The organism is Pseudomonas sp. MF08817 (assembly GCF_059862705.1).
Map to the genome: position 1 here is coordinate 92,063 of NZ_JCBCUY010000014.1, position 26,335 is coordinate 118,397.

Here is a 26,335-nt window from a genome sequence, read left to right on the forward strand (position 1 = left end):
TTTGATGACAACCCGCCGCCAACCCGCAAGGGCGCGGCCACTGCCATCCAATTGGAGTTTGATAACCATGAGTGTGGAAACTCAAAAGGAAACCCTGGGCTTCCAGACCGAGGTGAAGCAACTGCTGCACCTCATGATCCATTCGCTGTATTCCAACAAGGAAATCTTCCTTCGCGAATTGATCTCGAACGCCTCTGACGCTGTCGACAAATTACGCTTCGAAGCCCTCTCCCAGCCTGAGTTGCTGGAAGGTGGCGCCGAACTGAAAATCCGTGTGAGCTTCGACAAGGACGCCAAGACCGTCACCCTCGAAGACAACGGTATCGGCATGAGCCGCGACGATGTGATTACCCACCTGGGTACCATCGCCAAATCCGGCACGGCCGACTTCATGAAGAACCTTTCCGGCGATCAAAAGAAAGACTCCCACCTCATCGGCCAATTCGGCGTGGGCTTCTATTCTGCGTTCATCGTGGCCGACCAGGTTGAAGTGTTCAGCCGCCGCGCCGGCCTGCCTGCCAGCGAAGGCGTGCATTGGTCGTCCAAGGGCGAGGGCGAGTTTGAAGTCGCCACCGTCGAAAAGGCTGATCGCGGTACGCGTATCGTCCTGCACCTCAAGTCCGGCGAAGACGAATTCGCCGATGGCTGGCGCCTGCGCAACATCATCAAGAAGTATTCCGACCACATCGCCCTGCCGATCGAGTTGCCCAAGGAAGCCACCCCCGCCGAAGGCGAAGAGGCGCCGGCCCTGGAATGGGAAACCGTCAACCGCGCCAGCGCCCTGTGGACCCGTCCGCGCACCGAGGTCAAAGACGAGGAATACCAGGAGTTTTACAAGCACATCGCCCACGACTTCGAGAACCCGCTGAGCTGGAGCCACAACAAGGTCGAAGGCAAGCTCGAATACAGCTCGCTGCTCTACGTGCCGGCCCGCGCGCCGTTTGACCTGTACCAGCGTGAAGCGCCTAAAGGCCTGAAGCTGTACGTGCAGCGCGTGTTCGTGATGGACCAGGCTGAGTCGTTCCTGCCGCTGTACCTGCGCTTCATCAAAGGTGTGGTCGACTCCAACGACCTGTCGCTGAACGTCTCGCGGGAAATCCTGCAGAAAGACCCGATCATCGACTCCATGAAGTCGGCGCTGACCAAGCGCGTCCTCGACATGCTGGAAAAACTGGCGAAGAACGAGCCTGAGCAATACAAGGGCTTCTGGAAGAACTTCGGCCAGGTGATGAAAGAAGGCCCGGCCGAAGATTTCGCCAACAAGGAAAAAATCGCCGGCCTGCTGCGCTTCGCTTCCACCCACGGCAACGACGGCGAGCAAGTGGTTTCCCTGGGTGAATACCTGGCTCGCGCCAAAGAAGGCCAGGACAAGATCTACTTCCTCACCGGCGAGAAGTACGAAGCGGTCAAGGACAGCCCGCACCTGGAGGTCTTCCGCAAGAAAGGCATCGAAGTGCTGCTGCTCACCGACCGCATCGACGAGTGGCTGATGAGCTACCTCAACGAGTTCGACGGCAAGAGTTTTGTCGACGTGGCGCGCGGCGACCTGGACCTGGGCAACCTGGACTCCGAGGAAGACAAGAAAGCCGCCGAAGAAGTGGCCAAGACCAAGGAAGGCCTGGTGGAGCGGATCAAGACCGCCCTGGGCGATGCCGTTAGCGAAGTGCGGGTGTCCCATCGCCTGACCGATTCGCCGGCGATCCTGGCCATTGGCGAGCAGGACCTGGGCCTGCAAATGCGCCAGATCCTCGAAGCCAGTGGGCAGAAAGTGCCGGATTCCAAGCCCATCTTCGAGTTCAACCCGACTCATCCGCTGATCGAGAAACTCGACAGCGAGCAGAGCGAAGAGCGTTTTGGCGACCTGTCGCACATCCTCTTCGACCAGGCGGCCCTTGCGGCCGGCGACAGCCTGAAAGACCCGGCGGCCTATGTGCGCCGACTGAACAAGCTGTTGGTCGAACTCTCGGTTTGACCCGGTAGGTAGTAGAAAAAACCCGCTTCGGCGGGTTTTTTCATGGGGGCTGGTTCGATGGCCCAACCACCCGGTTCTGTGCTGGCCCGCCGCGGCGCCAGCAGCAAAACGTTCCCTTACTGACTAAACGCGCCTTCGGACAAGTGGGTTTCCACGGTCACTTGCGCGGTGGTCATCAACTTGTGGATCGGGCAGCGGTCGGCGACGCGGTGCAGTTCTTCGCGTTGCGCATCGGTGAGTACGCCCTTGAGGGTCAGCTTGACGTGCAGGGCGTACTTGCCTTGCTGCTCCTGGCTATTGTCGTGCTTGAGCTCCACCGTGACTCCGGTCAGCGGGATGTCTTTTTTCTGCGCATACAGCTTGAGGGTCAGGGCCTTGCAGGCGCCTAGCGCGGCGTCGAAATAATCGTGGGGATCGGGGGCGGTGCCTTCGCCGCCGGCGGTCTTGGGCAGGTCAGTGAAGACTTCATGGTCATCGATCTGGATGCTGTGGCGAAAACCTTCGCTGGACTCGGTATTGACGGTAATGGTCATGGGGCACCTCATTGGCAGTAGGAAAGGTCGCGCAGCGTTGTAGCCTGTCGCGGTATTAAGCAGCTGTTGTTATAGAGCATCCCTGTGCCCGAGCGTTCCTCTTTTTTCTGCTGAACCCTGGGGCGCGGGCGGCGGTCTACCTTGCTCCTGCCTTTGTGGATATTGCCCGTGGTCGCGACCCGGTTGAGCCTGGCCTGTGTGTTGGCCCTTTGTTCCGTGTTCGCCAGCGCCCGCGAATACCGCTACAGCGACGCCCATCTGCATTACGTGGATTTCTTCCAGGAATCGGCGGGCATGGACGCGTTGCTTGAGGCCATGGCGAAAAATCGCATCGAGCACGTGATGATTTCCGGCGTGCCTGTGGCCAAGAAATGGCACGAAGACGAACCCAAGCGCCCGCGCTACTACGCCGGTGACGACGCGGATGCGTACTGGTACAGCGCCACTGACGTGATAGTCGCGGCGGCAGTGAACAAGTTGCCGGCCGACAAGCGTCCGTACTTCCATCCGTTCCTGTCCGGTTTCAACCCCAACGACAAAAACAGTGACGCCCATATCCAGCGCATGCTCGACCTCAACCCCGGGCTGTGGCAGGGCATCGGCGAAGTATTTACCCGCCACGACGACCTCACCGCCCTGACCTCCGGCGATACGCCCCGGGCCAACAATGAGGCGATGACGCGGATCTATCATTTGGCGGCGGAAAACGATTTGCCGGTGTTGCTGCATTCCAACATCACCTCCAAGCGTGAGAAAAACCCGCTTTACCTGGCTGAAATCGAACAGCCTCTGCGCAACCACCCTCACACGCGCTTCATTTGGGCCCACGCCGGTACCAGCCTGGAAATCCACCGGCACCAAGTACAGATGGACTTTTTGCTGCCCACCCTGACACGGTTGCTGGAGAGCTATCCCAATTTGTATGTGGACCTGTCTTGGAGCGTGCTCAGGCCTTACTTGCTGGATAAGGCGGGTAAGCCACGGCCGCAGTGGCTGGCGCTGGTAGAGCGCTTCCCGGAGCGCTTCATGCTGGGGTCGGATGTGGTAGGGCGCTTCAACAAATTGGGTGAGGAAATGCACAGCTTCGACCCGTTCCTCGATGCCCTGCCAGAAGCGGTGGCGCGTAAGGTGGCGCGGGATAACTTCTTGGCGATTTTGCCGCGCAAACGTTGATGTCGCTTTGTCATCAGTTCGTCATGCCTACGTCATAAGCTCGCGCTCAATTTCAATCAAGGAGCGCGCTATGTCTTTTTTTCGTTTAACCAGTCTGGCGGCGCTGTTGCTGGCCAGTGGCTTGGCCAGCGCCCAGGTGCGCGTCGAAGGGCCGGTGGAGTATGGCGTGTTTGCCGGTGCCAAGGCCGACCTGCAAGCCGGGGAGCGCGTGCTGCGGCGCAGTAACGAGACCATCGAGCGCACTGACATAGTCCCGGCCAAATTGGGTACCAAGTTTGGCCTGCGGTATCAGTTGCTGGGCAAGGTCGAGTCGGAGCAGCCGTTGACCCTGCTGTATTTCACCCCAGGTATTCAGACCCCGGACGGCCAGCGCCACGACAAACTCGAAGTGGTGCAGAAACTGGTGCCGGGTGCGCCCCAGGATGTGATGGCCTTCGAGTTCACCGAAAACCATGAAGTGGTGCCCGGCGAGTGGCGGTTTATGGTGTTCCAGGGCGACCGCTTGCTGGCGCAGCAGCGCTTCAGCGTACGCTGATGTCAATTCGCCAGCCGATTCGAAGTGCTTGGGCACTTTGATATCACATTTTCGTCTTACGCAAATTTCCGCTGGGCCGATACCTTCAAGAGCAGCCAACTGCATGGATGATGCAGCGCTTTTGGAAGGAACCAGAGGATGAGTATCAGGAATCTCAATATCGCACCCCGGGCAGGCCTGGGGTTCGGGTTGTTGGCGTTGATGGTGTTTGGCTTGGGGGCGTTTGCCCTGATGCAGATGTCCAACATGCGCGAGCAGTCGGACGAGGTGGACAACAACTGGTTGCCCAGCGTGATGGCGGTCGGCGAGATCAACCAAGACCTGCTGCGGGTGCGGGCCCTGACCATGAGGTTGCTGATTAACCGCGACCCCCAGGCGCTGGCCAGCAACGAAAGCAAACTCAATGACGTCAAGCGCAACTTGGGTGCCGCCCAGAAGCGCTATGAAGCCCTGATTGTGCTGCCCCGCGAGCGGGAGCTATTTGATCGCTTTCAGGCCAAGGAAAAAACCTATCTCCAGCACCAAGGCGAAGTGATGGCCCTGTCCGCCCGCAACCAGGTGCCCGAGGCGGTGACTGAACTCAACGGTGAAATGAGCCAAATGGCCGATGAGTTGGCCGTAACCCTCAATGAACTGCTCGACTTGAACCGCAGCAATGCCAACCAGGCCACGGTGCTGGCCCGTGATGTATTCAGCGAATCGCGCAGATGGGTGATTGGCATGGTGCTGGTGACGGGGGTGATGACCATTGCCCTGGCCTTGTTGCTGACCCGTAGCATCGTGGTGCCGCTGTCCCAGTCACTGAAATTGGCTGAGGGGGTGGCCGAGGGCGACCTGACCGGCGACATTGCCATCAGCGGCAAGGACGAGCCGGCCCGTCTGTTGCAGGCCCTCAAGACCATGCAGCAGAGCCTGCGTGACACCATCCGGCGTATCTCCGAATCTTCCAGCCAATTGGCCTCGGCCTCCGAGGAGCTCAGTTGCGTGACCGAGGACGCCACCCGTGGCTTGCATCAGCAGAGCCAGGAAATCGAGCAAGCAGCGACGGCGGTCAACCAGATGACGGCGGCGGTGGAGGAGGTGGCGAGCAACGCGGTGGCCACCAGCGAGGCGTCACGCGAATCCGACCGCATCGCCCGCCATGGCCGCGAGCAGGTGCACCAGACTGTGCTGTCCATCGAGTCCCTGGCCGATGACGTCAACACCAACGTAGAGCGGGTTGGTGACCTGGCGCAGAAGGTCTATGGCATCAGCAAGGTACTGGATGTGATCCGCGCCATTGCCGAGCAGACCAACCTGCTTGCCCTGAACGCCGCCATCGAGGCTGCGCGGGCGGGGGACGCCGGGCGCGGTTTTGCGGTGGTGGCCGATGAGGTGCGGGCGCTGGCCCACCGCACCCAGCAGTCGACCCGGGAAATCGAACTGATGATCGGTGGTATCCAGCAGGGCACGGAGGAGGCGGTCAGTTCCATGCAGCAGAGCAACTCCCGCGCCCATTCCACCCTGGAAGTGGCGAAGGCAGCAGGCGTAGCGCTGGAGGATATCGCCACGGCCTTCACCCAGATCAACGAACGTAACCTGGTGATCGCCAGCGCTTCGGAGCAACAGGCTGCGGTGGCCCGGGAGGTGGACCGCAACCTGATGAATATCCGCGACCTGGCGATGCAGAGCTCGGCGGGCGCCAACCAGACCAGCGCCGCCAGCCAGGAGTTGTCACGCCTGGCGGTGGACCTGAACACGATGGTGGCGCGGTTTTCGGTGTAGTCGGTGCCTGTGGGCTCGCGCCTTTATCGCGGGCACTGGTGCTGTTTTGTGGGAGCGCGATTCAGGTGCCGGATATGGCTCCCCCCCAAAAAAAACGCCCCGAACCAGTCGGGGCGTTTTCAATCGCGGGGCTTGGCTTACTTGCCCTGCCAGCGTTGCAGCACCAGCGTGGCGTTGGTGCCGCCGAAGCCGAAGCTGTTGCTCATCACGTTGTTGAGCGTGACGTTTTCGCGGGTCTTGGTCAGGATCGGCATGTCCGCTACGGCCGGGTCCAGTTCCTCGATGTTGGCGGAGCCGGCAATGAAGTTGCCTTCCATCATCAGTAGGCAGTAGATCGCTTCGTGAACGCCAGCGGCGCCCAGGGAGTGACCCGACAGGCTCTTGGTGGAGCTGATGGCCGGGGCGTTGGCGCCGAACACTTCGCGCACGCCTTCCATTTCCTTGGCGTCGCCCACTGGCGTGGAGGTGCCGTGGGTGTTGAGGTAGTCGATCGGGCCGTCAACGGTGGACATGGCCATCTGCATGCAGCGGATGGCGCCTTCGCCGCTTGGCGCGACCATGTCGTAGCCGTCGGAAGTGGCGCCATAGCCGACGATTTCGGCGTAGATCTTCGCGCCACGGGCCAGGGCGTGTTCCAGTTCCTCGACCACTACCATGCCGCCGCCGCCAGCGATGACGAAGCCATCGCGGTTCTTGTCGTAGGCGCGGGAGGCTTTTTCCGGGGTTTCGTTGTACTGGCTGGACAGGGCGCCCATGGCGTCGAACAGGAACGATTGGCTCCAGTGTTCTTCTTCACCGCCACCGGCAAAGACGATGTCCTGCTTGCCCATCTGGATCTGCTCGACCGCGGTACCGATGCAGTGAGCACTGGTGGCGCAGGCGGAGGAGATCGAGTAGTTCAGGCCTTTGATCTTGAACGGCGTGGCCAGGCAGGCGGACACCGTGCTGCCCATGGTCCGGGTGACACGGTACGGGCCGACGCGCTTGACGCCTTTTTCGCGCAGGATGTCCAGCGCTTCCATCTGGTTGAGGGTCGACGCACCGCCGGAGCCGGCGATCAGGCCGGTACGCGGGTTGGACACCTGCTCGTCGGTCAGGCCAGCGTCGCTGATGGCGTCTTTCATGGCCAGGTAGGCGTAGGCGGCGGCGTGACCGACGAAGCGGTAGATCTTGCGATCGATCAGTTCTTCGAGGGGCAGGTCAATGGAGCCGGAAACCTGGCTACGCAGACCCATTTCGGCATATTCCGGGTTGAAACGGATGCCAGGGCGACTTGCACGCAGGTTAGCGGAGACGGTCTCTTTGTCATTGCCCAGGCAGGAAACGATGCCCAGACCAGTGATTACGACGCGGCGCATGCGGATAACCCTTAGAAGTTGTCAGTGGAGGTGAAAACGCCGACCCGAAGGCCTTCGGCGGTGTAGATTTCGCGGCCGTCGACACTGACCGAGCCATCGGCGATGGCCAGGTTCAGCTTGCCCTTGAGCACGCGCTTGATCTGAATGTTATAGGTGACTTTCTTGGCGGTCGGCAGGACCTGGCCGAAGAACTTCACTTCGCCAGAACCCAGGGCGCGGCCGCGGCCCGGCAGGCCTTGCCAGCCGAGGAAGAAGCCGACCAGTTGCCACATGGCATCCAGGCCCAGGCAGCCGGGCATGACCGGGTCGCCCTCGAAGTGGCAGGCGAAGAACCACAGGTCCGGGGTGATATCCAACTCGGCGACCAATTCACCTTTGCCGTACTTGCCACCCTCTTCGCTGATATGGGTGATGCGATCCACCATCAGCATGTTCGGGGCGGGCAATTGCGCGTTACCCGGGCCGAACAGCTCACCGCGACTGCAGCGCAGCAGTTCTTCCCGAGTAAAGGCGTTTTGTTTGGTCATGCGAGCTCCTCAATAATCCCATGCGGCAGGTGGGGCGAATCTTCCCAGGCGCCCGGAGCGGTGATGCCCCGAGCCGGTAGCCTACTCATAGACTATTGCGTTGTAGTGAAAGTCACAGCACCAAGGACATGAATGTACACTTGTGCACTGAAATTTTTATTCAAGCCCTTTTAGAGGCCCGTTAGGGTGCCTAAGACTGCCGCACTTTCGTCTTTCACGCCAGTCGCAGATCGATGAAAGCTCTGTGCTACCGCACCCAGCGCTGCAAAATCTGCTGCAAGTCAGTGCGTTTGAACGGCTTGGCCAGGTAATCGTTCATTCCCGCCCGCAGGCAGGCTTCGCGGTCGCCCTGCAGGGCATTGGCGGTCAGGGCGATGATTGGCAGTTCGGCGCAACCGGGCAGTTGGCGGATTTGCCGGGTGGCCTCGTAGCCGTCGATCAGCGGCAAGCGACAGTCCATCAGGATCGCCTCGAAGATCAGACTCTCGGCGCTGCGCACCGCTTGCTCGCCATCGGTGGCGACGCTGACGGTAAAGCCCAGGCTGCGCAACATGGCTTCTATTACGGTTTGGTTGACCGGGTTGTCTTCCACCAGCAGCACATTGCGCCCTTCGCCGTGCGCCTTGGCGCTGAGGGTGCGTGGAGCGAGCGACGGCAGGGGCCGGCGGCACAGTTCCAGGGGGATTTGCAGGGTAAACACCGAACCCCGGCCCTCCTCGCTCTGGGCGCGCAGGGTGCCACCCATGCGTTCGGCCAGTGTGCGGGCGATGGGCAGGCCCAGGCCGGTGCCGCCGTAGCGCCGGGAGATTGAGCTGTCGGCCTGCTGAAAGGCGTTGAACATCAGTTCCAGGCTCTGCTTGGAGATGCCAATGCCGCTGTCGCTGACGCTGCAGGTGAACCACAGCAGGTCGTGGTCCAGGATTTGCCATTGCGGGGCAATGGTGACGCGGCCCTGCTCGGTGAACTTCAGCGCGTTACCCACCAGGTTGACCAATATTTGCCGGATGCGCGTCGGATCGCCGCATACCTCCAGTGCCTGCATGCCGGCGGGAATGTCTACTTCCAGGCTCAGGCCACGCTGCGTGGCGTCGTGGGCGAAGGCCTGGGCGCAGCTGTTAATCAGCTCGGCGAGGTTGAACGGGATGTGCTCCAGTTCCAGGGTCGTGCGTTCAATGCGTGAGAAGTCGAGGATGTCGTTGATGACCTTGAGCAAGTGCTCGGTGGATTCGCAGGCCAGGGCCGCGTACTCGATCTGCTCCTCGGTCAACTCGGTGGTTTCGAGCAGTTGCAGCATGCCCAGCACGCCATTCATCGGCGTGCGCAGTTCGTGGCTCATCATGGCCAGGAAATCGGACTTGGCATTGTTGGCCCGTTCGGCTTCTTCGCGGGTCTGGATCAGTTGCGCCATGGCCTGCTGCTGCTCGCGGCTGGCCTGGTCCAGGCCTCGGGCGAGGTTGTTGATGTGTTTGGCCAGGCTACCCAGTTCGGCATCGTCCACCACCGGCAGCGGTTTGCTGTAGTCGCCCTGTTGGATGGCCTTGACCGCCGTGCCCATGGCGCTGATCGGCTGCGCCAGGCTCGCCGCCAAGCGTCGAGCCAGGAGGAAGGTGAACAGCAGGGCGAACAATGCCAGCACCGCCGCTTTCAAGAGGATTTCCTGTTGGCGCTGGCTAAAGGCGTCATTGGACATGCCGACAATCACCCGCCCCAGGTAATCCTCGGCGGGTGCGCCGGGAGCGGCGCCACGGTTCTGGAAAAAGTCATTGTTCAAGGCGATGCGCTGCAAGCGTACCGGCGCCTGGAAAACCTCGACTTGCTGGGACAGGTTGTGGGTGTCGGAAGGGCGCTCGACGTACACCAGAATATTGTTGGCCCGGTCCTGCACCTCTAGAAAGCGCACGTGGGGGATCGACAGGGTCGCTTGCAGCAAGCTCTCCAGCACTTCGTTGTTGCCGGAAATCACCCCGTACTCGGTGGCCGGGGCCAACTGGTTGGCGATCAATTGGCCGGTGTGGTTGAGCTCTTGGCGCAAATCCTGGATGCGCACGAAGGTGAAGAAACTGACCAGCAACAGGGTCAGCAACAGCGCCGGGCCGACGCTGATGACCTGGGTGCGGGTATGGATGTCCCAACGGCGACGCAAGGTCATGGGCGCTGCTCTCCTTCGGCCAGCCGGGTGGCCATGGCGGGCTCATCGATCGGTTCCAGCCCCAGGGAGCGTGCCACCTGAGGGTTGCTCTGCACTTTGAATTGCGTCGGGTAGAGGCTGCGCGGCCATTGGCTGGGAGGGCGGTCGAGCAGGGTGTCGAGCACAGCGAGCCAATCGTCCTGGTCGCTGTAGGTGCTGGCCAGGGCGCCGGCCTTGACGAAACCGGCGTTGGGTCCGATCAGCGCCTGCTGGCGGGCGTAGGTGCTGAGCAGCAGGTTTTTCGCGGTTTTGGAGTTGTACAACTGCGGATCGTCCAGGCCCAGCAGCACATCGCTGCTGCCCAGCACATGTTGCAAGGGGCGGCTGTCGGCGATGTTGTCCCAGCGCTGGGCCACCAGTTCCAGGCCCATGGGGCCGGCCAGGTGATGCAGTTCGCGCAGCAGGAATTCGCTGCCGTCGCTGTACAGCACGCCCACCCGCTTGGCCTGTGGCAGGAGTTGGCGGGTCAGGCGCAGTTGCCGCGCCAGGGGCGGGTCGCTCCACAGCAGGCTGAGCCTGGGCGGCACCTGCTCGCCCAGGCGTTGGCGCGCTTGCAGGCGGCTGATGCGCAGCACCAGGGTCGCCGGGCCGCGGTGCTCTTGTAGGCGCCAGTCCAGGCTCGGCGGGTCGAGCAGGATCAGCCGCGTGTCGGCGGCCAGCCTGCCAGGCGCGGGGGCGTCGGCCAGGGGCTGGAAGCGCACGCTGTCGGCGGGGCGCAGGTCCCGCAGGGCCTGGGTGAACGCGGCGATGCCGTCGTTGTGTTGTGCGCCCACCAGCAGGATGTCGGCACCGCGCGCGCCGAGGCTGGCGATCACGCAGGCCAGCGCCAGGCCGAGGGTGCCGAGCCTGCGTCGCACAATAGATGCCACTCGTGACCGCTGGGCGCCCATGTCAGAACTCCAACTGCGCGCTGAAGTACGCCTGGTGGCGCGAGTCATAGGCGTTGTCGGCGAAGGTGCTGGGTTGCTGGTCGAGGCGCTGTTGCAGCACGCCGGCCAGTTCCAGTTGGGCTTTGCCCAGGCTCAGGCGCTTGGCGATGCGCGTGTCGAGGCGCTCGAAGCGGTAGCCGTTGAGGGCGCTGTCGCCATAGTAGAAGAGGGCGCTGGACCAGCCCCGCCCCCAATCGCGCATCCAGCCCGCCGAGCCGCTGTTGCGCGCCGAGAGTTTGCGGTCCAGGGCATTGCTGGCGTGGGCGTCGACATAGGCGTAGGTCAGGCGCAGGCGGTCGGCGCTGCCCAGTTGCCAGTCGAGCTGGGTTTCAGCGCCGCTGAAGCGGGCGCTGCTGGCGTTAGTGGCGATGTACTGGTTGTTGCGCAGGGGCTCGCTAATCATGTCGCTGATGTCGTCGTGGAACAGCTTGACGTCCAGCGCCAGGCCCAGGTCGGCGAAGTGGCCGTTGTAGCCCAGCTCCCGCGAGCGCATGTGCTCCTTGTCGAGGTTGCCCGGGCCCCGGGTGCGCACGAAGTAGCGGCCGCTGTCCTGGCCGTTGGGGCGCGGCGACAGGCCGGTGACCCGGTAGCTCCAGTCGATGTTGTTCTCGAACATGTCCGGCGAGCGTACTGCTTCGGCATACACCGCCCGCAGGCCGTGGCGCGGGGTTATCAGGTAGTTGAGGGCCACCCGCGGGGTCAGCGAATGACCACTCAAACGGGTGTCCTCGAACATCGCGCCGCCTTGCAGCAGCCAGTGTTCGCTAGCCCGCCACTCCAACTGGCCGAACAGGCGCCATGTGGTGTCATCGAGGGTGCCATTGAAGTAAGTCTCGGAATCTGCCCGGTCGTAACGATAGTTCATGCCACTGACCAGGCGCAGGCTATCGGACAGGCTCAGGGTGTCCTGGATTTCCAGGTCGTAGCGCGATTCGCGGATGCTCTGGTCGATGTCGCCGCACAGGGTCTGGTTGCCCCCTTGCTTCCATTGTGCGAGCACCTGCTCGGCCAGGGCCCGCTCCTCGGCGGTGCCAGCGGGGGCCGGGCCGCCGGCGTGCTTGTCCATGTTGCGCGCCAGGCGTTCGGTGTAGTGCGGGTTGAGCTGCCAGAGGCGACTCAGCTCGGGGCTGAAGGAGATGGCGGCGTCGCAGGCACGCCAGGTCTGCTGGCGGTCCCACTGCTGCGCCGAGCCCTGGATATACAGGCTGTGGCGTGGGTCCAGCTCCAGGTTCCAGCGCAGCGAGCCGGCGTAGTCTTTGGCGCTCACGTCAGAATTATCGCCACCGCGTGTCACCCCATGGAACACGGGGCGGTAGGTATAAGGCCGCTGGTTGCTGCCTTCCTTGGCGTTGAATTGCCAGTCCAGGCTTTGCCGCTCGTCCAGGGCCTGGCTCAAGGCCAGGTTGACGCGGTTCAGGCGACGGCTGTCGCGGTAGTCGGCGCCGCGGCGGTCGTTGTCGAAGCCATCGTCCTGCTGGCCGGAGAGGGACAGGCGCAGGTCGCCGCCGTCCCAGCCCTGGCCCTGGCTGGCGTACCAGTCGCCGATGCCGCGCTGGCCGGCCGTGGCCTTGAGCCGCGTGCCATGGCTGTCGGCCGGGGCACGGGTGAGGATGTTGACCACCGCCATCAGTGCGTTGGCGCCGTAGCTGACGGTGTTGGGGCCGCGGAACACTTCGATGCGCTCGATATCTTCCAGGGCCACCGGGATATCGCTCCAGTCCACGGTGGCCAACCCGGCGCGGTACACCGAGCGCCCGTCGATCAGCACCTGCATGCGCCGCGCTTCGTTGGCGTTGGTGCCGTGGTAGTTGACCAGGGCCTGGTTGCCGCTGATGTGCCCGACCATCATCCCCGGCACCAGGCGCAGCAGTTCGCTGATGTCCCGCGCGCCGCTGGCGTTGATAAGCGCCCGGTCGAGCACCGTCATGCTGCCCGGCACCGCCGCCGGGGCCTGCTTGAGGCGCGTGGCGGTGAGCACGTGGGGCAGGGGCGGGTTGTCCAGGAACAGGTCCTCGGCCAGCAAGCTGTCGCTGAGCAGTAGCATCAGCAGCAACAGGGGCGAACACGAGGGGCGGGGGCCAAAAGACACGGTACAGCCTTGAAAACCGGTAATGGGCGCGCATGTTAACCGAGGCGCTGGAGTTTTCCAGTCCAGTTACTTGCATTTTCCCCCGATTAACCCCGGCGATTGCCGCATGTTCAGGTAAATGGCCACGGGGCTGGCCGCAGGTCGGCGGCTCCGTATAATGCGCCATCGCCCTCGGTATGGATTAACGGATCACCTATGACTCAACAGCAGCCCATTGCGGTCCTGGGAGGCGGCAGCTTCGGCACCGCCGTGGCCAATCTGCTGGCCGAAAACGGCCATCAGGTACGCCAGTGGATGCGTGACCCGGAGCAGGCCGAGGCCATTCGGGTCAACCGCGAGAACCCGCGCTACCTCAAGGGCATCAAGATTCACCCGGGCGTAGCGCCGGTCACCGACCTCACCGCCACACTCAATGATTGCGACCTGTGCTTCGTCGCGCTGCCCTCCAGCGCCCTGCGCGCGGTGCTGGCGCCCCACGCCGAACGCCTGAGCGGCAAGCTTCTGGTCAGCCTGACCAAGGGCATCGAGGCCCAGAGCTTCAAGCTGATGAGCCAGATCCTCGAAGAAATCGCCCCCCAGGCGCGCATTGGTGTGTTGTCGGGGCCCAACCTGGCCCGCGAAGTGGCCGAGCATGCCTTGACCGCCACAGTGGTGGCCAGTGAAGACGAAGCCTTGTGCCAGCAGGTCCAGGCTGCGCTTCATGGCCGCACCTTTCGCGTGTATGCCAGCGCCGATCGCTTTGGCGTGGAGCTGGGCGGGGCGCTGAAGAACGTCTACGCGATCATCGCCGGCATGGCGGTGGCCCTGGGCATGGGGGAAAACACCAAGAGCATGCTCATTACCCGGGCGCTGGCGGAAATGACCCGTTTTGCGGTAAACCAGGGCGCCAACCCCATGACCTTCCTTGGCCTGGCCGGGGTGGGCGACCTGATCGTCACCTGCTCCTCGGCCAAGAGCCGCAACTACCAAGTTGGTTTCGCCCTGGGCCAGGGCCTGAGCCTGGAAGAGGCGGTTACACGCCTGGGCGAGGTGGCCGAAGGGGTCAATACCCTCAAGGTGCTCAAGGCCAAGGCTCAGGAAGTGGGCGTGTACATGCCGCTGGTGGCCGGGTTGCACGCGATCCTGTTCGAAGGGCGTACCCTCAGCCAAGTGATCGAGTTGCTGATGCGCGGCGAACCCAAGACCGACGTCGACTTTATTTCCACCAGCGGTTTCAACTGAACGACAACGGGAGCAAGCCATGAACGATGCAAAAACGGCGGCCAAGTACGAATCCATCCTGCTGCGCGTGGTGTGGATGTTGGTGTACCTGCTGGTGTGGCAGGTGGCGCAGTTGATCCTCGGCGCGGTGGTGCTGGTGCAACTGGTCTATCGCCTGATCTACGGCGCACCCAGCGCCAGCCTGATGAATTTTGGCGATAGCCTGAGCCAGTTTCTGGCGCAGATCGGCCGCTTCGGCAGTTTCCACAGCGACCAGAAACCCTGGCCGTTCGCCGACTGGCCGACCCCGCGCAGCCCCGAAGGCGAAGCGCCCCACACCGTGCCCCCGGCTCCGCACCCGGTGCGTGACGAGGAACCCAAGCTGTGAAGCTGTGGCTGTTGCGCCACGGCGAGGCCCAGCCCCATGCCCCCAGTGACGCGCAACGCAACCTGACCGCGCAGGGCCGCCGGGAGGTGTTGCGCAGCGCCGCCCACCTGGTCGGCCAGCCGATCCAGGCCATCCTCGCCAGCCCCTACGTGCGGGCGCAGCAAACGGCGCAACTGGTGCGCGAGGCCCTGGGTTTCGAACCCGAGATCCGCACCGTGCCTTGGCTCACGCCCGACACCGACCCGTTGACGGCCCTGGCGCAACTGGACTCGGCCGACAACCTGCTGCTGGTCAGCCACCAACCCCTGGTGGGCAACTTGATCGGCCTGCTGCACGGCGGCCCCCCGCAACCCATGAGCACCGCCAGCCTCGCTGAACTCGAAGGCGACTGGCCGCTGGCGGCGGCGATGGCCCTCAACAGCGTCAAACACCCCTGAGCGGATGCTTAGGTAGCAGCAAACCTCTGTCGAAGAGGGCGCCTACCCGTCGTCACCGCCACTCCAGGCTCCCCACAGAGGGGAAATGAACCCCCCACCCGCACAGTTCAACTGTGGGAGCGGGCCTGCCCGCGATGGCGGCAGAACAGTCGACATGGGTGCTTCTGACAAATCGCCATTGCGGGTTCCCACAAAAGCCTGCTCCCCCAGGATTAGGCGTAGCGGGTGCAGGAGGGGGCATTGGCAGCCAAGTGCCAGCGCCTGAACTACGCTTGCCGGCAAACACAATAAAGGAGCACACCCATGCCTGCTGCCTTGCGTTTGCCGCTGGACCCGTTCTACGAGCGCGAAGCGCGCCACCCCGGCCAGCGTTTTCTGGTCCAGCCCTTGGGCGGTGGGCGGGTCGAAACCCTGACTTGGGCCGATGTCGGCCATCAGGCGCGGTGTGCGGCTCACTGGCTGCGGGCGCGGGAGCTGCCCCAGGGCAGCCACATCGCCATCATCTCGAAGAACTGTGCCCATTGGATCATCGCCGACCTGGCGATCTGGATGGCCGGCCATGTCTCGGTGCCGCTGTACCCCAACCTCACCGCCGAAGCCGTGGCCCAGGTGTTGGAGCATTCGGAGGCGGCGCTGGCGTTCATCGGCAAGCTCGATGACTGGCCGGCCATGGCCCCCGGCGTTGCCCCTGGCCTGCCCCGTATCAGCCTGCCGCTGTGCCCCGAGGGCACGTTCGATTTCACCTGGGCCGACCTGCAAGCTTGCTCGCCGATCCAGGACAACCCCAGCCCCGACGCCGGGCAACTGGCAACCATCGTCTACACCTCCGGCACCACGGGCCTGCCCAAAGGGGTGATGCACAGCTTCGCCAGCTTGGGGTTTGCCGCCACCCAAGGCACCCAGTTGTTTGGCCTGGGGGAGGGCGATCGTTTGCTGTCGTACTTGCCCTTGTGCCATGTGGCCGAACGGATGTTCGTCGAACTGGCGTCGATCTATAGCGGCCAAACCGTGTTTTTCGCCGAAAGCATCGACACCTTCGTTGCCGACCTGCAACGCGCGCGGCCCACGGCGCTGTTTGCCGTGCCGCGCATCTGGAGCCGGTTCCAGTTGGGCGTGTACGCCAAGATCCCGGCCCAGCGCCTGGACTTTCTCCTGGGCCTGCCCTGGATAGGGCCGCGGGTGGGGCGCAAGGTACTCGCCGGGTTGGGGCTGGACGCCGTGCGCATCGCCCTCTCGGGCGCGGCGCCGGTGCCCCTGAGCCTGCTGCACTGGTATCGGCGCCTGGGCCTGGATGTGTTGGAGGTGTACGGCATGACCGAGAACTGCGGCTATTCCCACGTGTGTGCGCCAGGGCAGAGCAAACCGGGGTGGATCGGCCAGCCTTGCCCGCAGGTCGAGGTGCGCATCGAACCCACCGGCGAAGTGTTGGTGCGTAGCCCGGCCACCATGCTCGGCTACTTCAAGGAGCCGCAAAAAACCGCCGAAGCCCTGACGGCGGACGGTTTCCTCAGTACCGGCGACAAAGGCGAGCAGGACAGCCAGGGCCACTTGCGCCTCACCGGGCGCCTCAAGGACATTTTCAAAACCAGCACTGGCAAGTACGTCGCCCCGGCGCCCATCGAAAATCGCCTGGCCGCACACCCGCGCATCGAGCAGGTATGCCTGGTAGGTGATGGCCTGAAAGCACCGCTGGGCTTATGCGTGCTCTCGGCCGAAGGCCTGGCCGAGGCCCGCGAGCACTTGTGCGCCAGCCTGGAGAGCCTCTTGCACCAGGTCAACGCCAGCCTGGATAAACACGAACGGCTGCAATGCCTGGTGGTGGTCAAGGAGCGCTGGGCAGTGGATAACGGCTTTTTGACCCCCACCCTGAAAATCAAGCGCAACGTCATCGAAGCCACCTACGGCCCGCGTCTGGAGGCCTGGAGCGAGCAGGGCGAGGCCGTCCTGTGGCAGGATTGAGCGTTTCCAAAAACCATAAAAGGAAGTAGCGATGAGCCTGTGGCGTACCACTCCCAATATCGAGCAGTTGAACGCGATCCAGAAAAACACCATTGGCCAAGTGCTGGATATCCGTTTTGAGTCCTTTGACGAAGAGTCCCTCACTGCCAGCATGGTCATCGACCATCGCACCCACCAGCCCTACGGCCTGCTCCATGGCGGCGCCTCGGTGGTGCTGGCCGAAACCGTCGGCTCCATGGCCAGCTACCTGTGCATCGACGCCAGCCAATTCTATTGCGTGGGCCTGGAAATCAACGCCAACCACCTGCGCGGCTTGCGCAGCGGCCGGGTCACGGCGGTGGCCAGGGCCATCCACATCGGGCGCACCACCCACGTCTGGGACATCCGCTTGACCAGCGACGAAGGCAAGGCCAGTTGCGTGTCGCGCCTGACCATGGCGGTGGTGCCGCTGGGGCAGACACCGCCGGTGCGGTAACCGCCCTCAGACCAAGCGTTCATGCCCGCCTAGAGGGACCTGAAGCCTGCTGGAAAGGGTCTGGATTTCGCTCAGTTCAATCTCTTGAATCGGCGTCGCCGCCTCGTTGGCGCCGGGGTTCAGGAAGTTCTCCACACCTTGTTCGATTGCAGGCTTGACCGCCAACCGCAGCCCCGCGATGACGCTGGTGGACGCGCGACTCACACCACGGGTGGCCAAGCCCAGGGCCGGCCCCAGGACTTCGGTCACCGCCAGTGGGTGGGTGACCAATTGAACTGGAAGGGAAAACGCAGAACGCATCACGGTGTTCACTATCAGTTTTTCGGCGTCTACCGTCATGGAGCCGCCCTTGGCGGGTTTGGTGGGGGCGCTCGCGTTGCCGGTCCGGGCCGCCGCGGATGCACCCACTCCGCTGCCGGTGGCGATACCTGCCCCCAACGTGCCTTCGACGATGGTTAAAGGGTCGTAGGGATCATTGCTCAGCATGAGGCTGGTCAAGGCGCCCACGGAACCCGCCGTGGCGCCGGAGGCGGCGAGGCTGTAACTGAACGCCGCGGCGGGCGGCACGCCGACCCAGGGGTTGGTCTGGCCAATATGATTGACCGCTTGCGAGACACTCTCCCGTGCCAGGTTCGCCAGTGGCGTGGCGAGGGTGAAGATTGCTGGCACATTAATAGCGGCGCCTGCGACATCAAGCACAGGGATGAAATGCCCAAGGACTGAGGGCCCAGCATTGAGCGCCAACCCCGTCGCTGCCCCAGCGGCCAACAGCGCCATTCGGTGCCGGGAGCCATGGGCCCAGTTGTTGGCGGCCGCCATGCCGGTCGCCATGCCTATTGCGCCGCCTACGACGACGCCTGCCACCGTGAACCCTAGTGGGTTCCCAACGGCGCTGTGCAGGGCCGTGATGACTAATGTGCTGCCGTAGCGCACTACCGCGCTGGCGATGGCTGAAACGCTTTCGCGCCCGAAGGTCCAGGCAAATGCTCGCAAGGCCTCAAGCGCGCCCAACCCTTGCATGTCGACAAACCGCACCGGGTTGCCATGCACCATGGCAAATAGATTCAAGCCATCGGCGGTGCCACTGGGGTCGGCATTGAGCCAGCGCTGGCGCCACGGCGCGTAGTAGCGTTGGCCGTAGTAGTACAACCCGGTTGCATCGCGTTCCTGGCCTGAGTAGCGCCGGGTCTTGTAGCTGGCCTCTGCCTGGTTGCGCCCTGCCCACCAGCAGGTTGCACCGTAGGGGTAATAGCTTTCCTGGCTGATAAGGGCGGCGTTGGCGTCCAGTTCCAGGGTGCTGGAGCCCAGGTGGTCGGTGAAGCCGTAGCGCATCTGGTCCTGAGGGATGTCGGCAGGGCGGCCCTGTTGCCAGTGCAGCACCTGCAGCGTGCAGCGCCCGGCGTGCAGGGTGATGAGGTGCAGGGTTTGCGTTGGCCCTGTACGAATTTCCAACCCTGGTAAGTAGCGGGTTTCGTGGGTGCGGGTCAGTTTTGCGGTGTAGGCCTCGCGGATTTTTTGCAGGCGCTGGCCGTTGCTGTCGTAGAGGTACAACTCCCTGTCGTTGGGGCCGTCTTCGCGTACTACTTGATCGACCTGCTGCAAACGGTTCTGGGCGTCCCAAGCCAGGTGCTGTCCCGGTTGCAGGATCTTCAGGTTACCGTTGTCGTCGTAGCCATCGCGGATTTCGCCGTCGCCGGGGGCTTGGCCCGGGTCGGTGTAAGGCAGGCTGCGGTTGTTGTCGGCGGCGATGGCCGTGCGTTCGCTGCGGTTGCCGCTGGCGGCGCTGTGTTGCAACAGCTCCAGGTTGCCGGCGGCGTCGTAGTGGTAGGCCTGGGTGTAGTTCTCCAATTGGCTGGGGTCAGGGGGCGACTGGAAGGCCGGGGCCTGGGGCCCGCCCGGCGCGTTGCGGATTTGCCGGCCAGTGGCCTCGATCAGGCGATAGAGGCTGTCGTAGCGAAACGTGCTGATGGCCGCAATGCGTTGGTTGCGCGAGTAACGCACGGCTTGGGCGGCGTCCGTGATGGACACCACATTGCCCACGGGGTCGTAGGTGTAGGTCAGGTCCTGGCTGGGGGCTTTGTTGTTGGCCTGGGTTTTGAGGTGCACCAGGCGCCCATCCTCGGGGCGAAACGTCGCACTGGACAGCACGCCGTTGCCTGCCCGTTGCTGCTCGATCTGGCCGAAGGCGTTGTAGCGGACCTCACTGAGCACGAGTTGCTCTTGTGTGCTGCCTTGCAAGTTCAGGTGCGCTTCGTGCAATTCGCCGGCGCGGGTGTGGCGCAGGCGCTGACGGTTGCCCAGGGCATCGGTCTGGGCGATCAGTTCGGCGGCGCCGTTGTAGGCAAAGTGGCTAGCCGCCAGTTCAGGTTCCAAATGGGCGTCACGCTCGGCCTCGGTTGCGGGCCAGTCCACGGCCCACTGGGGTTGGGCGAGGAAGCGGCGGCCATGTTTCAGGGGCGCGCCGCTGAGGCTGAATTCGGCAAAAAACTGCGCGCCGCCGGTGTCGTCATGGCGGATCAAGCGGCCGCAGCGGTTGTGGGCTGCGTGTTCGGCGCTAGCGTCGGCGTAGGAAAGGCGGGCGATGCAGTGTGGTGCTTCAGCATCGGCCTGTACGAAAACAGCCTGTGCCCGCAGTTGATTGTCGTAGGTCTGCCGGGTGTGGCTGTGCTTCTGGTCCCAACCGTGCAGGGCCTGCCCGGCGTCGCCGGAGAGGTTCAGGCGCCAACCGGCGTCGCTGTTGTCTGACAGCAGCGCCGCGCCCGACAGGGAAAACACCGTGGTTTGGTTGGCAATACCGGGCTGGCCCTCTTCCAGGCGCTGGAATTGGCGCGGGTCGCGGCTTTGCACCAAGCGCCCAGCTGCGTCGTAGCGCTGTTGGGTGACGCAGCGTCGGGCCGCCTCCTCGGCGCTGCGGCGCTGGTAAGCCACGGTGCGTACAACCAGGCCACGGGGGTCTGCGGCGATAATGTTCGGCGTATGGGTGTGGAGCATCACACAAACCTCGGCGCGGGCCATCAGGTTCTGCTGTTGTGGGCGCCTGGCGTGTGGCTGTCAACTGTCAGAACTTACAGGTAGCGGCCATCACCGTGACCGGACTGTCATCATTCCTGGCGTTTACGGTCATTGCTGTGAGGCGCTTTCTTACAGACAATCGAGCCCTTGTTTTGAATTTTTCGGACGCGTCGCTATGTCGCAGCAGATATTTTTCGCCCATGCAAACGGCTTCCCTTCGGGCACCTACGGCAAGTTGTTCGCGGCGTTGGCGCCGGAGTTTGAAGTGGCACATTTGCCCCAGCATGCCCATGACCCGCGTTTTCCGGCAGACGACAACTGGTACAACCTGGTGGACGAGCTGATCCATCACCTGGAGCAGCAACCTGAGCCGGTGTGGGGCGTGGGCCATTCCTTTGGCGGCGTGTTGCATTTGCACGCGGCGCTGCGTTGCCCGCAGCTCTACCGGGGCGTGGTGATGCTCGACTCGCCCGTGCTGACCCGCCCCGACCAATGGGTGATCCGCGCGGCCAAACGCTTGGGCTTCATCGACCGCCTGACACCGGCCGGGCGCACCCTGGGGCGGCGCGAGGAATTCAGCGACCTGGCGGCGGCGCGCCATTACTTCTCCGGCAAGACGCTGTTTCGCGGCTTCGATCCGGACTGCTTCGATGCATACCTGCAGCACGGCTTGCATCAGGTCGGCGATCGCTTACGTTTGCGTTTCGACCCGGCCACGGAAATCAGCATCTACCGTGGCGTGCCCCACACCAGCCCCGGCCGCACCCGCCAGTTGCAGGTGCCACTGGCGGTGGTGCGCGGGCAGAAAAGCCGCGTGGTGATGCGCCATCACGCCAGTTCCGTCGGGCGCATGCCCCACGGCGAGTCCTTGAGCATGCCGGGCGGGCATATGTTCCCCCTGGAGCGCCCGCAGGACACTGCGACCCTGCTCAAAAACCTGTTCGAGCGCTGGCAGCGCCGCCCCTGCGGGAGCGGGCAATGACCAGCGCCGTGGAAGAAGTGCGCCTGAGCCTGCCCCACATCGAGTTAGCGGCGCATTTGTTCGGCCCCGAGGACGGCTTGCCGGTGATCGCCCTGCACGGTTGGCTGGACAACGCCAACAGCTTCGCGCGCCTGGCACCCAAGCTTGAGGGGCTGCGCATCGTCGCCCTGGATATGGCCGGCCATGGGCATTCCGACCATCGCCCGCCCGGCGCCGGGTATGCGTTGTGGGACTACGCCTACGATGTGTTGCAGGTGGCCGAGCAACTGGGCTGGCAGCGGTTCGCCCTGCTTGGGCATTCCATGGGCGCTATTGTGTCGCTGGTGCTGGCGGGGGCGGTGCCAGAGCGGGTCAGCCATTTGGCGATGATCGACGGCGTGATCCCGCCCACGGCCAAGGCCGACAACGCGGCCGAACGCCTGGGCATGGCGTTGCAAGCGCAAATGAACCTGCAGGACAAGCGCAAGAACGTCCATGACAGCCTGGACCGGGCCATCGCCGCGCGCATGAAAGGCTTGGTGGCGGTCAGCCATGAGGCCGCGCAGTTGCTCGCCCAGCGCGGGCTGATGCCGGTGCCGGGCGGTTACACCTGGCGCAGTGATAGCCGTTTAACCTTGCCGTCACCGGTACGCCTGACCGAAGAGCAGGCGATGGCCTTCGTCCAGCGGGTGGCGTGTCCGACGCGGCTGGTGGTCGCGGCCGACGGCATGCTAGCCCAACATCCCGAGTTGCTGGCGCGCCTGCCGTTCGGCCATGAGCTGCTACCGGGTGGCCATCATTTACACCTGAATGACGAGGCGGGTGCGATCCTTGTTGCAGACTGTTTCAATCGCTTCTTCGCCGTTCCTTGACTTGACGCGGGCAACTGCCGAGGCTGGGCGGATTGAAACGGGAGTCAACCATGTCAAACCGCTACCTCGCCGCGCCCCGCCCCGATGCCACACAGGCGCTGCCCAACCGATGAGAGAGCCCATGCGTCTACTCAGTCTGCTGGGCTTGTGCTGCGCCAGTCCCTTGTTGTTCGCCACCGACGTTACCGGCAGCCAGGACCTGGCGCTGGTGCCGCGCATGCCAGACGCGCAGATCGTCGACTACCGCCCCGCCGCCGAAATGGAACGCACCTACCCACTGGGCTCGATCCGCCGGATCAGCGGGCAATTGCGTTTCGATGGCCAGGTTACCGCCCGTGGGCAAACCACAGCCGTCACCTACGAACTGCCGCCGGAACATTCCTCCGCCCAGGCCTTTACCTCCGCCCGCGAAGCCTTGCAAAAGCAAGGTGCGCAGTTGCTGTTCTGGTGCCAGGCCCGTGATTGCGGCGCCAGCAGCCTGTGGGCCAACGACGTGTTCGGTAACGCCAAGCTCTACGGTGCCGATGAACAGCAGGCGTACCTGCTGCTGCGCCTGGCTGCCCCCCAAGACAACACCCTGGTGGCGCTTTACGGCATCACCCGGGGCAACCGCCGCGCCTACCTGCATGTCGAACAGTTCGACGCCAGCGCACCGCTGGGCGAGCTGCTGCCCACCTCGGCAACCTTGCTGCGCCAGCTCAAGAGCACCGGCGAGCTGGACTTACCCGCCCTGGGCGGCGAGCCGCAACCGGCCTGGCTGACCCTGCTGTCCCGGGCGTTGAACCTGGACACTACCTCGCGCGTCAGCCTGTCCGGGCCCCAGGCCGAAGCCTGGCGCCAGGCCCTGATCGGCCAGGGTGTGCGCGCGGCGCGCATGGAAGTGGCCAGCAAGGAAACCCGCGGCCTGCACATCGACCTGTTGCGTTAAGCTGCGCCGCGAGGCGAGCGTCCCACTGACGTTCGCCTATTCTCAGTCGCGGGCCCTTCACGAGATTTTCCATGATTAATAATGACCGCCTCTTGGTGCAGATCCTGCTGCTGGTGCTGTTTGGCGCCAGTTTCTGGGTGATGGCGCCGTTCTGGTCGGCGCTGTTCTGGGGCGCGGTGCTGGCGTTCGCCAGTTGGCCGCTGATGCGCCTGCTGACCCGCTGGCTCAATGGCCGCGAATCCCTGGCGGCGGCGTTGCTGACCCTGGGCTGGATGCTGCTGGTGGCGGTGCCGCTGGTATGGTTGGGGTTCAACCTGGCCGACCATGTGCGCGACGCCACGGGGTTCATCAAGGATGTGCAGGTCGATGGCTTGCCCGAAGCCCCCGCGTGGCTAGCGGGCCTGCCGCTGGTGGGCGAGCGCCTCGTGGGTATCTGGAACAGCATCGACGAGCAAGGTGCGGCGCTGATGGTGGCGATCAAACCGTACCTGGGCCAGGTCGGCAACTGGCTACTGGCCCGTAGCGCGCAGATCGGCGGCGGCATCCTGGAGCTGACCCTGAGCATCGTCTTCGTGTTTTTCTTCTACCGCGACGGCCCGCGCCTGGCGATGTTCGTCCATCGCCTGCTTGAACGCCTGATCGGCGACCGCGCCGGCTACTACATCGAACTGGTGGCCGGCACGGTGCAGCGGGTGGTCAACGGCGTGATCGGCACGGCGGCGGCCCAGGCGATCCTGGCCCTGATCGGCTTCCTGATTGCCGGCGTGCCGGGTGCGCTGGTGCTGGGCATCGTTACCTTCCTGCTCAGCCTGATCCCCATGGGCCCGCCGCTGGTATGGATTCCCGCTACCGCATGGCTGGCCTGGAAGGGCGAGTACGGCATGGCGGTGTTCCTCGGCATCTGGGGCACGCTGATAATCAGCGGCGTGGACAACGTGCTCAAGCCGTACCTGATTAGCCGCGGCGGCACTTTGCCGCTGGTGATCGTGCTGTTGGGGGTGTTCGGCGGGTTGATCGCCTTTGGCTTTATCGGCCTGTTCATCGGCCCGACGCTGCTGGCAGTGGCCTATAGCCTGCTCACCGACTGGAGCTCCAGCCAGGCGCGGGTCGAGGAAAAACGCTGAGGCCACGGCCCGCCAATCGGCTGCGGGGTGGATTTAGCCATCTTCGGGCCCCGCAGCCGTTTAGGTTCCGCTACAATGCGCGCCGATTTCGACTTGCCTGAGAGCATACCCATGTCCGCCTGCCAGACTCCCATCATCGTCGCCCTGGATTTCCCCACCCGTGACGCCGCACTGAAACTGGCCGATCAACTGGACCCGACACTGTGCCGGGTCAAAGTCGGCAAGGAACTGTTCACCAGTTGTGCATCGGAGATCGTCGGTACCCTGCGTGACAAGGGTTTCGAGGTGTTCCTGGACCTCAAGTTCCACGACATTCCCAACACCACCGCCATGGCGGTCAAGGCGGCGGCGGAAATGGGCGTGTGGATGGTCAATGTGCATTGCTCGGGTGGCCTGCGCATGATGGCCGCGTGCCGCGAAGTGCTGGACCAGCGCAGCGGCCCGCAGCCGTTGTTGATTGGCGTGACCGTGCTGACCAGCATGGAGCGTGAAGACCTGGCGGGCATCGGCCTGGATATCGAGCCCCAGGAGCAGGTGCTGCGCCTCGCGGCCTTGGCGCAGAAGGCCGGGATGGATGGCCTGGTGTGTTCGGCCATGGAAGCCCAGGCCCTGAAAGCGGCGCACCCGAGCCTGCAACTGGTGACCCCGGGCATTCGCCCGGCCGGCAGCGCCCAGGACGACCAACGCCGTATCCTCACTCCGCGCCAGGCCCTGGACGCCGGTTCCGACTACCTGGTGATCGGTCGCCCGATCAGCCAGGCCGCCGACCCGGCCCAGGCGTTGGCGGCGGTGGTGGCCGAACTCAACTGACCCTGGTTGTAGCAAGCGGGCAAGCCCGCTTGCTACAGGGGGGTTAGTCGACTTTCAGTACCAACTTGCCGAAGTTCTCGCCATTGAACAATTTCATCAGGGTTTCGGGGAAGGTCTCCAGGCCTTCGACGATATCCTCCTTGCTCTTGAGCTTGCCCTGGGCAATCCAGCCCGCCATCTCTTGCCCCGCCGCGGCGAACTGCGCGGCGTAGTCCATCACCACGAAACCTTCCATGCGCGCGCGGTTGACCAGCAGCGACAGGTAGTTGGCCGGGCCCTTGACCGCCTCTTTGTTGTTGTACTGGCTGATGGCGCCGCAGATCACTACCCGCGCCTTGAAGTTCAAGCGGCTGAGCACCGCGTCGAGGATGTCACCGCCGACGTTATCGAAGTACACGTCCACGCCTTTAGGGCATTCGCGCTTGAGCCCGGCGTGGACGTCCTCGCTCTTGTAGTCGATGGCGCCGTCGAAGCCCAATTCCTCGATCAGGAACTTGCATTTGTCCTGGCCACCGGCGATGCCGATGACGCGGCAGCCTTTGATCTTGGCGATCTGCCCGGCAATGCTGCCCACCGCCCCGGCCGCGCCGGACAGCACCACGGTGTCACCGGCCTTGGGTGCGCCGACGTCCAGTAGGGCGAAATAGGCGGTCATGCCGGTCATGCCCAATGCGGATAAGTAACGCGGCAGCGGTGCCAGGTTCGGATCGACCTTGTAGAAACCCCGCGGCTCGCCGACGAAGTAATCCTGCACGCCCAGGGCACCATTGACGTAGTCCCCCACGGCGAAACCCGGGTGGTTGGAGGCCTCGACCTGGCCCACGCCCAGGGCGCGCATGACTTCGCCGATACCCACGGGCGGGATGTAGGATTTGCCCTCGTTCATCCAGCCGCGCATGGCCGGGTCCAGGGACAGGTAGTGGTTCTTGACCCGGATCTGCCCGGCGCCCGGCTCCGCCACGGGCACCTGCTGGAAGCTGAAGGTCTCGCGGGTCGCGGCGCCCACCGGGCGTTTGGCGAGGAGGAACTGGCGGTTGGTCTGGGCAGTCATGGTGCGCACTCAAGTCTGAGGGGAAGCCAGAGTGATAGACCCGGATGGCC

22 protein-coding genes and 1 pseudogene are annotated in these 26,335 nt (G+C 63.9%); 15 read left to right on the plus strand and 8 right to left on the minus strand.

The annotated features are described in order from the left end of the window. The first annotated feature begins 67 nt into the window (after nt 1-67). Nucleotides 68-1,972: a molecular chaperone HtpG gene (gene htpG / locus AC19YR_RS10945; protein ID WP_095110621.1), complete on the plus strand. Its 1,905-nt coding sequence runs from the start codon at nt 68-70 to the stop codon at nt 1,970-1,972. A 116-nt stretch (nt 1,973-2,088) separates the two neighbouring features. Here htpG and AC19YR_RS10950 read toward each other — a convergent pair whose 3' ends face one another. Beyond that, nucleotides 2,089-2,505, minus strand: a complete 417-nt coding sequence (locus AC19YR_RS10950; RefSeq protein ID WP_095110620.1) for an OsmC family protein — start codon at nt 2,503-2,505, stop codon at nt 2,089-2,091. Nucleotides 2,506-2,673: 168 nt separating this feature from the next. Here AC19YR_RS10950 and AC19YR_RS10955 point away from each other — a divergent pair, with 168 nt between their 5' ends. The 4 genes and pseudogenes from AC19YR_RS10955 to AC19YR_RS10970 all read left to right on the plus strand — a co-directional run bounded on the left by AC19YR_RS10955 (nt 2,674) and on the right by AC19YR_RS10970 (nt 5,977). Then, nucleotides 2,674-3,678 (plus strand): amidohydrolase family protein, encoded by a 1,005-nt coding sequence (locus tag AC19YR_RS10955; RefSeq protein ID WP_500598449.1) that lies wholly within the window; start codon nt 2,674-2,676, stop codon nt 3,676-3,678. A gap of 70 nt (nt 3,679-3,748) precedes the next feature. After that, nucleotides 3,749-4,213 (plus strand): DUF3859 domain-containing protein, encoded by a 465-nt coding sequence (locus AC19YR_RS10960; protein WP_500598411.1) that lies wholly within the window; start codon nt 3,749-3,751, stop codon nt 4,211-4,213. A gap of 138 nt (nt 4,214-4,351) precedes the next feature. Next, nucleotides 4,352-5,122, plus strand: a pseudogene (locus AC19YR_RS10965) (MCP four helix bundle domain-containing protein); the annotation flags it as partial. Further along, on the plus strand, nt 5,114-5,977 hold the full coding sequence (locus tag AC19YR_RS10970) for a methyl-accepting chemotaxis protein (protein WP_500598451.1): 864 nt from the start codon (nt 5,114-5,116) through the stop codon (nt 5,975-5,977). The pseudogene AC19YR_RS10965 and the gene AC19YR_RS10970, both read left to right, overlap by 9 nt. A 137-nt stretch (nt 5,978-6,114) precedes the next feature. On the opposite strand, the gene fabB is transcribed toward AC19YR_RS10970, so the two are convergent. The 5 genes from fabB to AC19YR_RS10995 all read right to left on the minus strand — a co-directional run bounded on the left by fabB (nt 6,115) and on the right by AC19YR_RS10995 (nt 13,023). Continuing rightward, nucleotides 6,115-7,335, minus strand: a complete 1,221-nt coding sequence (fabB, locus tag AC19YR_RS10975; RefSeq protein WP_095110616.1) for a beta-ketoacyl-ACP synthase I — start codon at nt 7,333-7,335, stop codon at nt 6,115-6,117. 11 nt (nt 7,336-7,346) lie between these two features. Next, the gene (gene fabA, locus AC19YR_RS10980; RefSeq protein WP_095110615.1) at nt 7,347-7,862 is read right to left on the minus strand and encodes a 3-hydroxyacyl-[acyl-carrier-protein] dehydratase FabA; all 516 of its coding nucleotides are present in this window, start codon (nt 7,860-7,862) and stop codon (nt 7,347-7,349) included. A gap of 247 nt (nt 7,863-8,109) precedes the next feature. Further along, complete coding sequence (locus AC19YR_RS10985) at nt 8,110-10,011, minus strand: ATP-binding protein (protein ID WP_500598414.1); 1,902 nt, start codon at nt 10,009-10,011, stop codon at nt 8,110-8,112. Next, on the minus strand, nt 10,008-10,940 hold the full coding sequence (locus tag AC19YR_RS10990) for an ABC transporter substrate-binding protein (protein ID WP_095110613.1): 933 nt from the start codon (nt 10,938-10,940) through the stop codon (nt 10,008-10,010). Before AC19YR_RS10990 ends, AC19YR_RS10985 begins: the two co-directional genes overlap by 4 nt. A 1-nt stretch (nt 10,941) precedes the next feature. Then, entirely contained in the window at nt 10,942-13,023 is a 2,082-nt protein-coding gene (locus tag AC19YR_RS10995) for a TonB-dependent receptor plug domain-containing protein (RefSeq protein WP_500598453.1), read from the minus strand. Between the two features lie 240 nt (nt 13,024-13,263). On the opposite strand from AC19YR_RS10995, the gene AC19YR_RS11000 reads away from it, so the two are divergent. From AC19YR_RS11000 to AC19YR_RS11020, 5 genes are all read left to right on the plus strand, one after another. After that, nucleotides 13,264-14,289, plus strand: a complete 1,026-nt coding sequence (locus AC19YR_RS11000) for an NAD(P)H-dependent glycerol-3-phosphate dehydrogenase (protein ID WP_500598416.1) — start codon at nt 13,264-13,266, stop codon at nt 14,287-14,289. Between the two features lie 19 nt (nt 14,290-14,308). Further along, a complete protein-coding gene (locus tag AC19YR_RS11005; protein ID WP_095110611.1) occupies nt 14,309-14,656 on the plus strand; it encodes a DUF4389 domain-containing protein in 348 nt (115 codons plus the stop codon). Next, entirely contained in the window at nt 14,653-15,093 is a 441-nt protein-coding gene (gene sixA, locus AC19YR_RS11010; protein WP_500598418.1) for a phosphohistidine phosphatase SixA, read from the plus strand. The genes AC19YR_RS11005 and sixA overlap by 4 nt, the downstream gene beginning before the upstream one ends. A gap of 303 nt (nt 15,094-15,396) precedes the next feature. Continuing rightward, the gene (locus AC19YR_RS11015) at nt 15,397-17,052 is read left to right on the plus strand and encodes an AMP-binding protein (protein WP_500598420.1); all 1,656 of its coding nucleotides are present in this window, start codon (nt 15,397-15,399) and stop codon (nt 17,050-17,052) included. A 31-nt stretch (nt 17,053-17,083) separates the two neighbouring features. Next, the gene (locus tag AC19YR_RS11020) at nt 17,084-17,527 is read left to right on the plus strand and encodes a hotdog fold thioesterase (protein ID WP_095110608.1); all 444 of its coding nucleotides are present in this window, start codon (nt 17,084-17,086) and stop codon (nt 17,525-17,527) included. A 6-nt stretch (nt 17,528-17,533) separates the two neighbouring features. Here AC19YR_RS11020 and AC19YR_RS11025 read toward each other — a convergent pair whose 3' ends face one another. Further along, nucleotides 17,534-20,518, minus strand: a complete 2,985-nt coding sequence (locus AC19YR_RS11025) for an RHS repeat domain-containing protein (protein WP_500598422.1) — start codon at nt 20,516-20,518, stop codon at nt 17,534-17,536. Nucleotides 20,519-20,714: 196 nt separating this feature from the next. Here AC19YR_RS11025 and AC19YR_RS11030 point away from each other — a divergent pair, with 196 nt between their 5' ends. The 5 genes from AC19YR_RS11030 (at nt 20,715) to pyrF (ending at nt 25,234) form a co-directional block, all read left to right on the plus strand. After that, nucleotides 20,715-21,521: an alpha/beta fold hydrolase gene (locus AC19YR_RS11030; protein ID WP_095110607.1), complete on the plus strand. Its 807-nt coding sequence runs from the start codon at nt 20,715-20,717 to the stop codon at nt 21,519-21,521. Then, entirely contained in the window at nt 21,518-22,372 is an 855-nt protein-coding gene (locus AC19YR_RS11035; RefSeq protein WP_095110606.1) for an alpha/beta hydrolase, read from the plus strand. The genes AC19YR_RS11030 and AC19YR_RS11035 overlap by 4 nt, the downstream gene beginning before the upstream one ends. A 121-nt stretch (nt 22,373-22,493) precedes the next feature. Continuing rightward, nucleotides 22,494-23,300: a DUF4892 domain-containing protein gene (locus AC19YR_RS11040; RefSeq protein ID WP_500598425.1), complete on the plus strand. Its 807-nt coding sequence runs from the start codon at nt 22,494-22,496 to the stop codon at nt 23,298-23,300. Nucleotides 23,301-23,371: 71 nt separating this feature from the next. Beyond that, the gene (locus AC19YR_RS11045) at nt 23,372-24,424 is read left to right on the plus strand and encodes an AI-2E family transporter (RefSeq protein WP_095110604.1); all 1,053 of its coding nucleotides are present in this window, start codon (nt 23,372-23,374) and stop codon (nt 24,422-24,424) included. 111 nt (nt 24,425-24,535) lie between these two features. Next, nucleotides 24,536-25,234: an orotidine-5'-phosphate decarboxylase gene (gene pyrF / locus AC19YR_RS11050; protein ID WP_176465156.1), complete on the plus strand. Its 699-nt coding sequence runs from the start codon at nt 24,536-24,538 to the stop codon at nt 25,232-25,234. A 43-nt stretch (nt 25,235-25,277) separates the two neighbouring features. Here the strand turns inward: pyrF and AC19YR_RS11055 are convergent, their stop codons facing one another. Further along, nucleotides 25,278-26,285, minus strand: coding sequence for an NADP-dependent oxidoreductase (locus AC19YR_RS11055; protein WP_095110602.1), 1,008 nt, complete (start codon nt 26,283-26,285; stop codon nt 25,278-25,280). Between the last annotated feature and the right edge of the window lie 50 nt (nt 26,286-26,335).

Excerpts from the sequence above, each read along its gene's own strand:
- pyrF (WP_176465156.1), top strand. The coding sequence starts at position 24,536 with ATGTCCGCCTGCCAGACTCCCATCATCGTCGCCCTGGATTTCCCCACC.
- AC19YR_RS10970 (WP_500598451.1), top strand. The coding sequence starts at position 5,114 with ATGCAGCAGAGCCTGCGTGACACCATCCGGCGTATCTCCGAATCTTCC.
- AC19YR_RS11030 (WP_095110607.1), top strand. The coding sequence starts at position 20,715 with ATGTCGCAGCAGATATTTTTCGCCCATGCAAACGGCTTCCCTTCGGGC.
- AC19YR_RS11040 (WP_500598425.1), top strand. The coding sequence starts at position 22,494 with ATGCGTCTACTCAGTCTGCTGGGCTTGTGCTGCGCCAGTCCCTTGTTG.
- AC19YR_RS10985 (WP_500598414.1), bottom strand. The coding sequence starts at position 10,011 with ATGACCTTGCGTCGCCGTTGGGACATCCATACCCGCACCCAGGTCATC.
- AC19YR_RS11045 (WP_095110604.1), top strand. The coding sequence starts at position 23,372 with ATGATTAATAATGACCGCCTCTTGGTGCAGATCCTGCTGCTGGTGCTG.
- AC19YR_RS11035 (WP_095110606.1), top strand. The coding sequence starts at position 21,518 with ATGACCAGCGCCGTGGAAGAAGTGCGCCTGAGCCTGCCCCACATCGAG.
- AC19YR_RS11005 (WP_095110611.1), top strand. The coding sequence starts at position 14,309 with ATGAACGATGCAAAAACGGCGGCCAAGTACGAATCCATCCTGCTGCGC.
- AC19YR_RS11015 (WP_500598420.1), top strand. The coding sequence starts at position 15,397 with ATGCCTGCTGCCTTGCGTTTGCCGCTGGACCCGTTCTACGAGCGCGAA.
- AC19YR_RS11025 (WP_500598422.1), bottom strand. The coding sequence starts at position 20,518 with ATGCTCCACACCCATACGCCGAACATTATCGCCGCAGACCCCCGTGGC.
- AC19YR_RS11020 (WP_095110608.1), top strand. The coding sequence starts at position 17,084 with ATGAGCCTGTGGCGTACCACTCCCAATATCGAGCAGTTGAACGCGATC.
- AC19YR_RS10960 (WP_500598411.1), top strand. The coding sequence starts at position 3,749 with ATGTCTTTTTTTCGTTTAACCAGTCTGGCGGCGCTGTTGCTGGCCAGT.
- htpG (WP_095110621.1), top strand. The coding sequence starts at position 68 with ATGAGTGTGGAAACTCAAAAGGAAACCCTGGGCTTCCAGACCGAGGTG.
- AC19YR_RS10990 (WP_095110613.1), bottom strand. The coding sequence starts at position 10,940 with ATGGGCGCCCAGCGGTCACGAGTGGCATCTATTGTGCGACGCAGGCTC.
- AC19YR_RS11055 (WP_095110602.1), bottom strand. The coding sequence starts at position 26,285 with ATGACTGCCCAGACCAACCGCCAGTTCCTCCTCGCCAAACGCCCGGTG.
- AC19YR_RS10950 (WP_095110620.1), bottom strand. The coding sequence starts at position 2,505 with ATGACCATTACCGTCAATACCGAGTCCAGCGAAGGTTTTCGCCACAGC.
- fabA (WP_095110615.1), bottom strand. The coding sequence starts at position 7,862 with ATGACCAAACAAAACGCCTTTACTCGGGAAGAACTGCTGCGCTGCAGT.
- fabB (WP_095110616.1), bottom strand. The coding sequence starts at position 7,335 with ATGCGCCGCGTCGTAATCACTGGTCTGGGCATCGTTTCCTGCCTGGGC.
- AC19YR_RS10995 (WP_500598453.1), bottom strand. The coding sequence starts at position 13,023 with ATGCTACTGCTCAGCGACAGCTTGCTGGCCGAGGACCTGTTCCTGGAC.
- AC19YR_RS11000 (WP_500598416.1), top strand. The coding sequence starts at position 13,264 with ATGACTCAACAGCAGCCCATTGCGGTCCTGGGAGGCGGCAGCTTCGGC.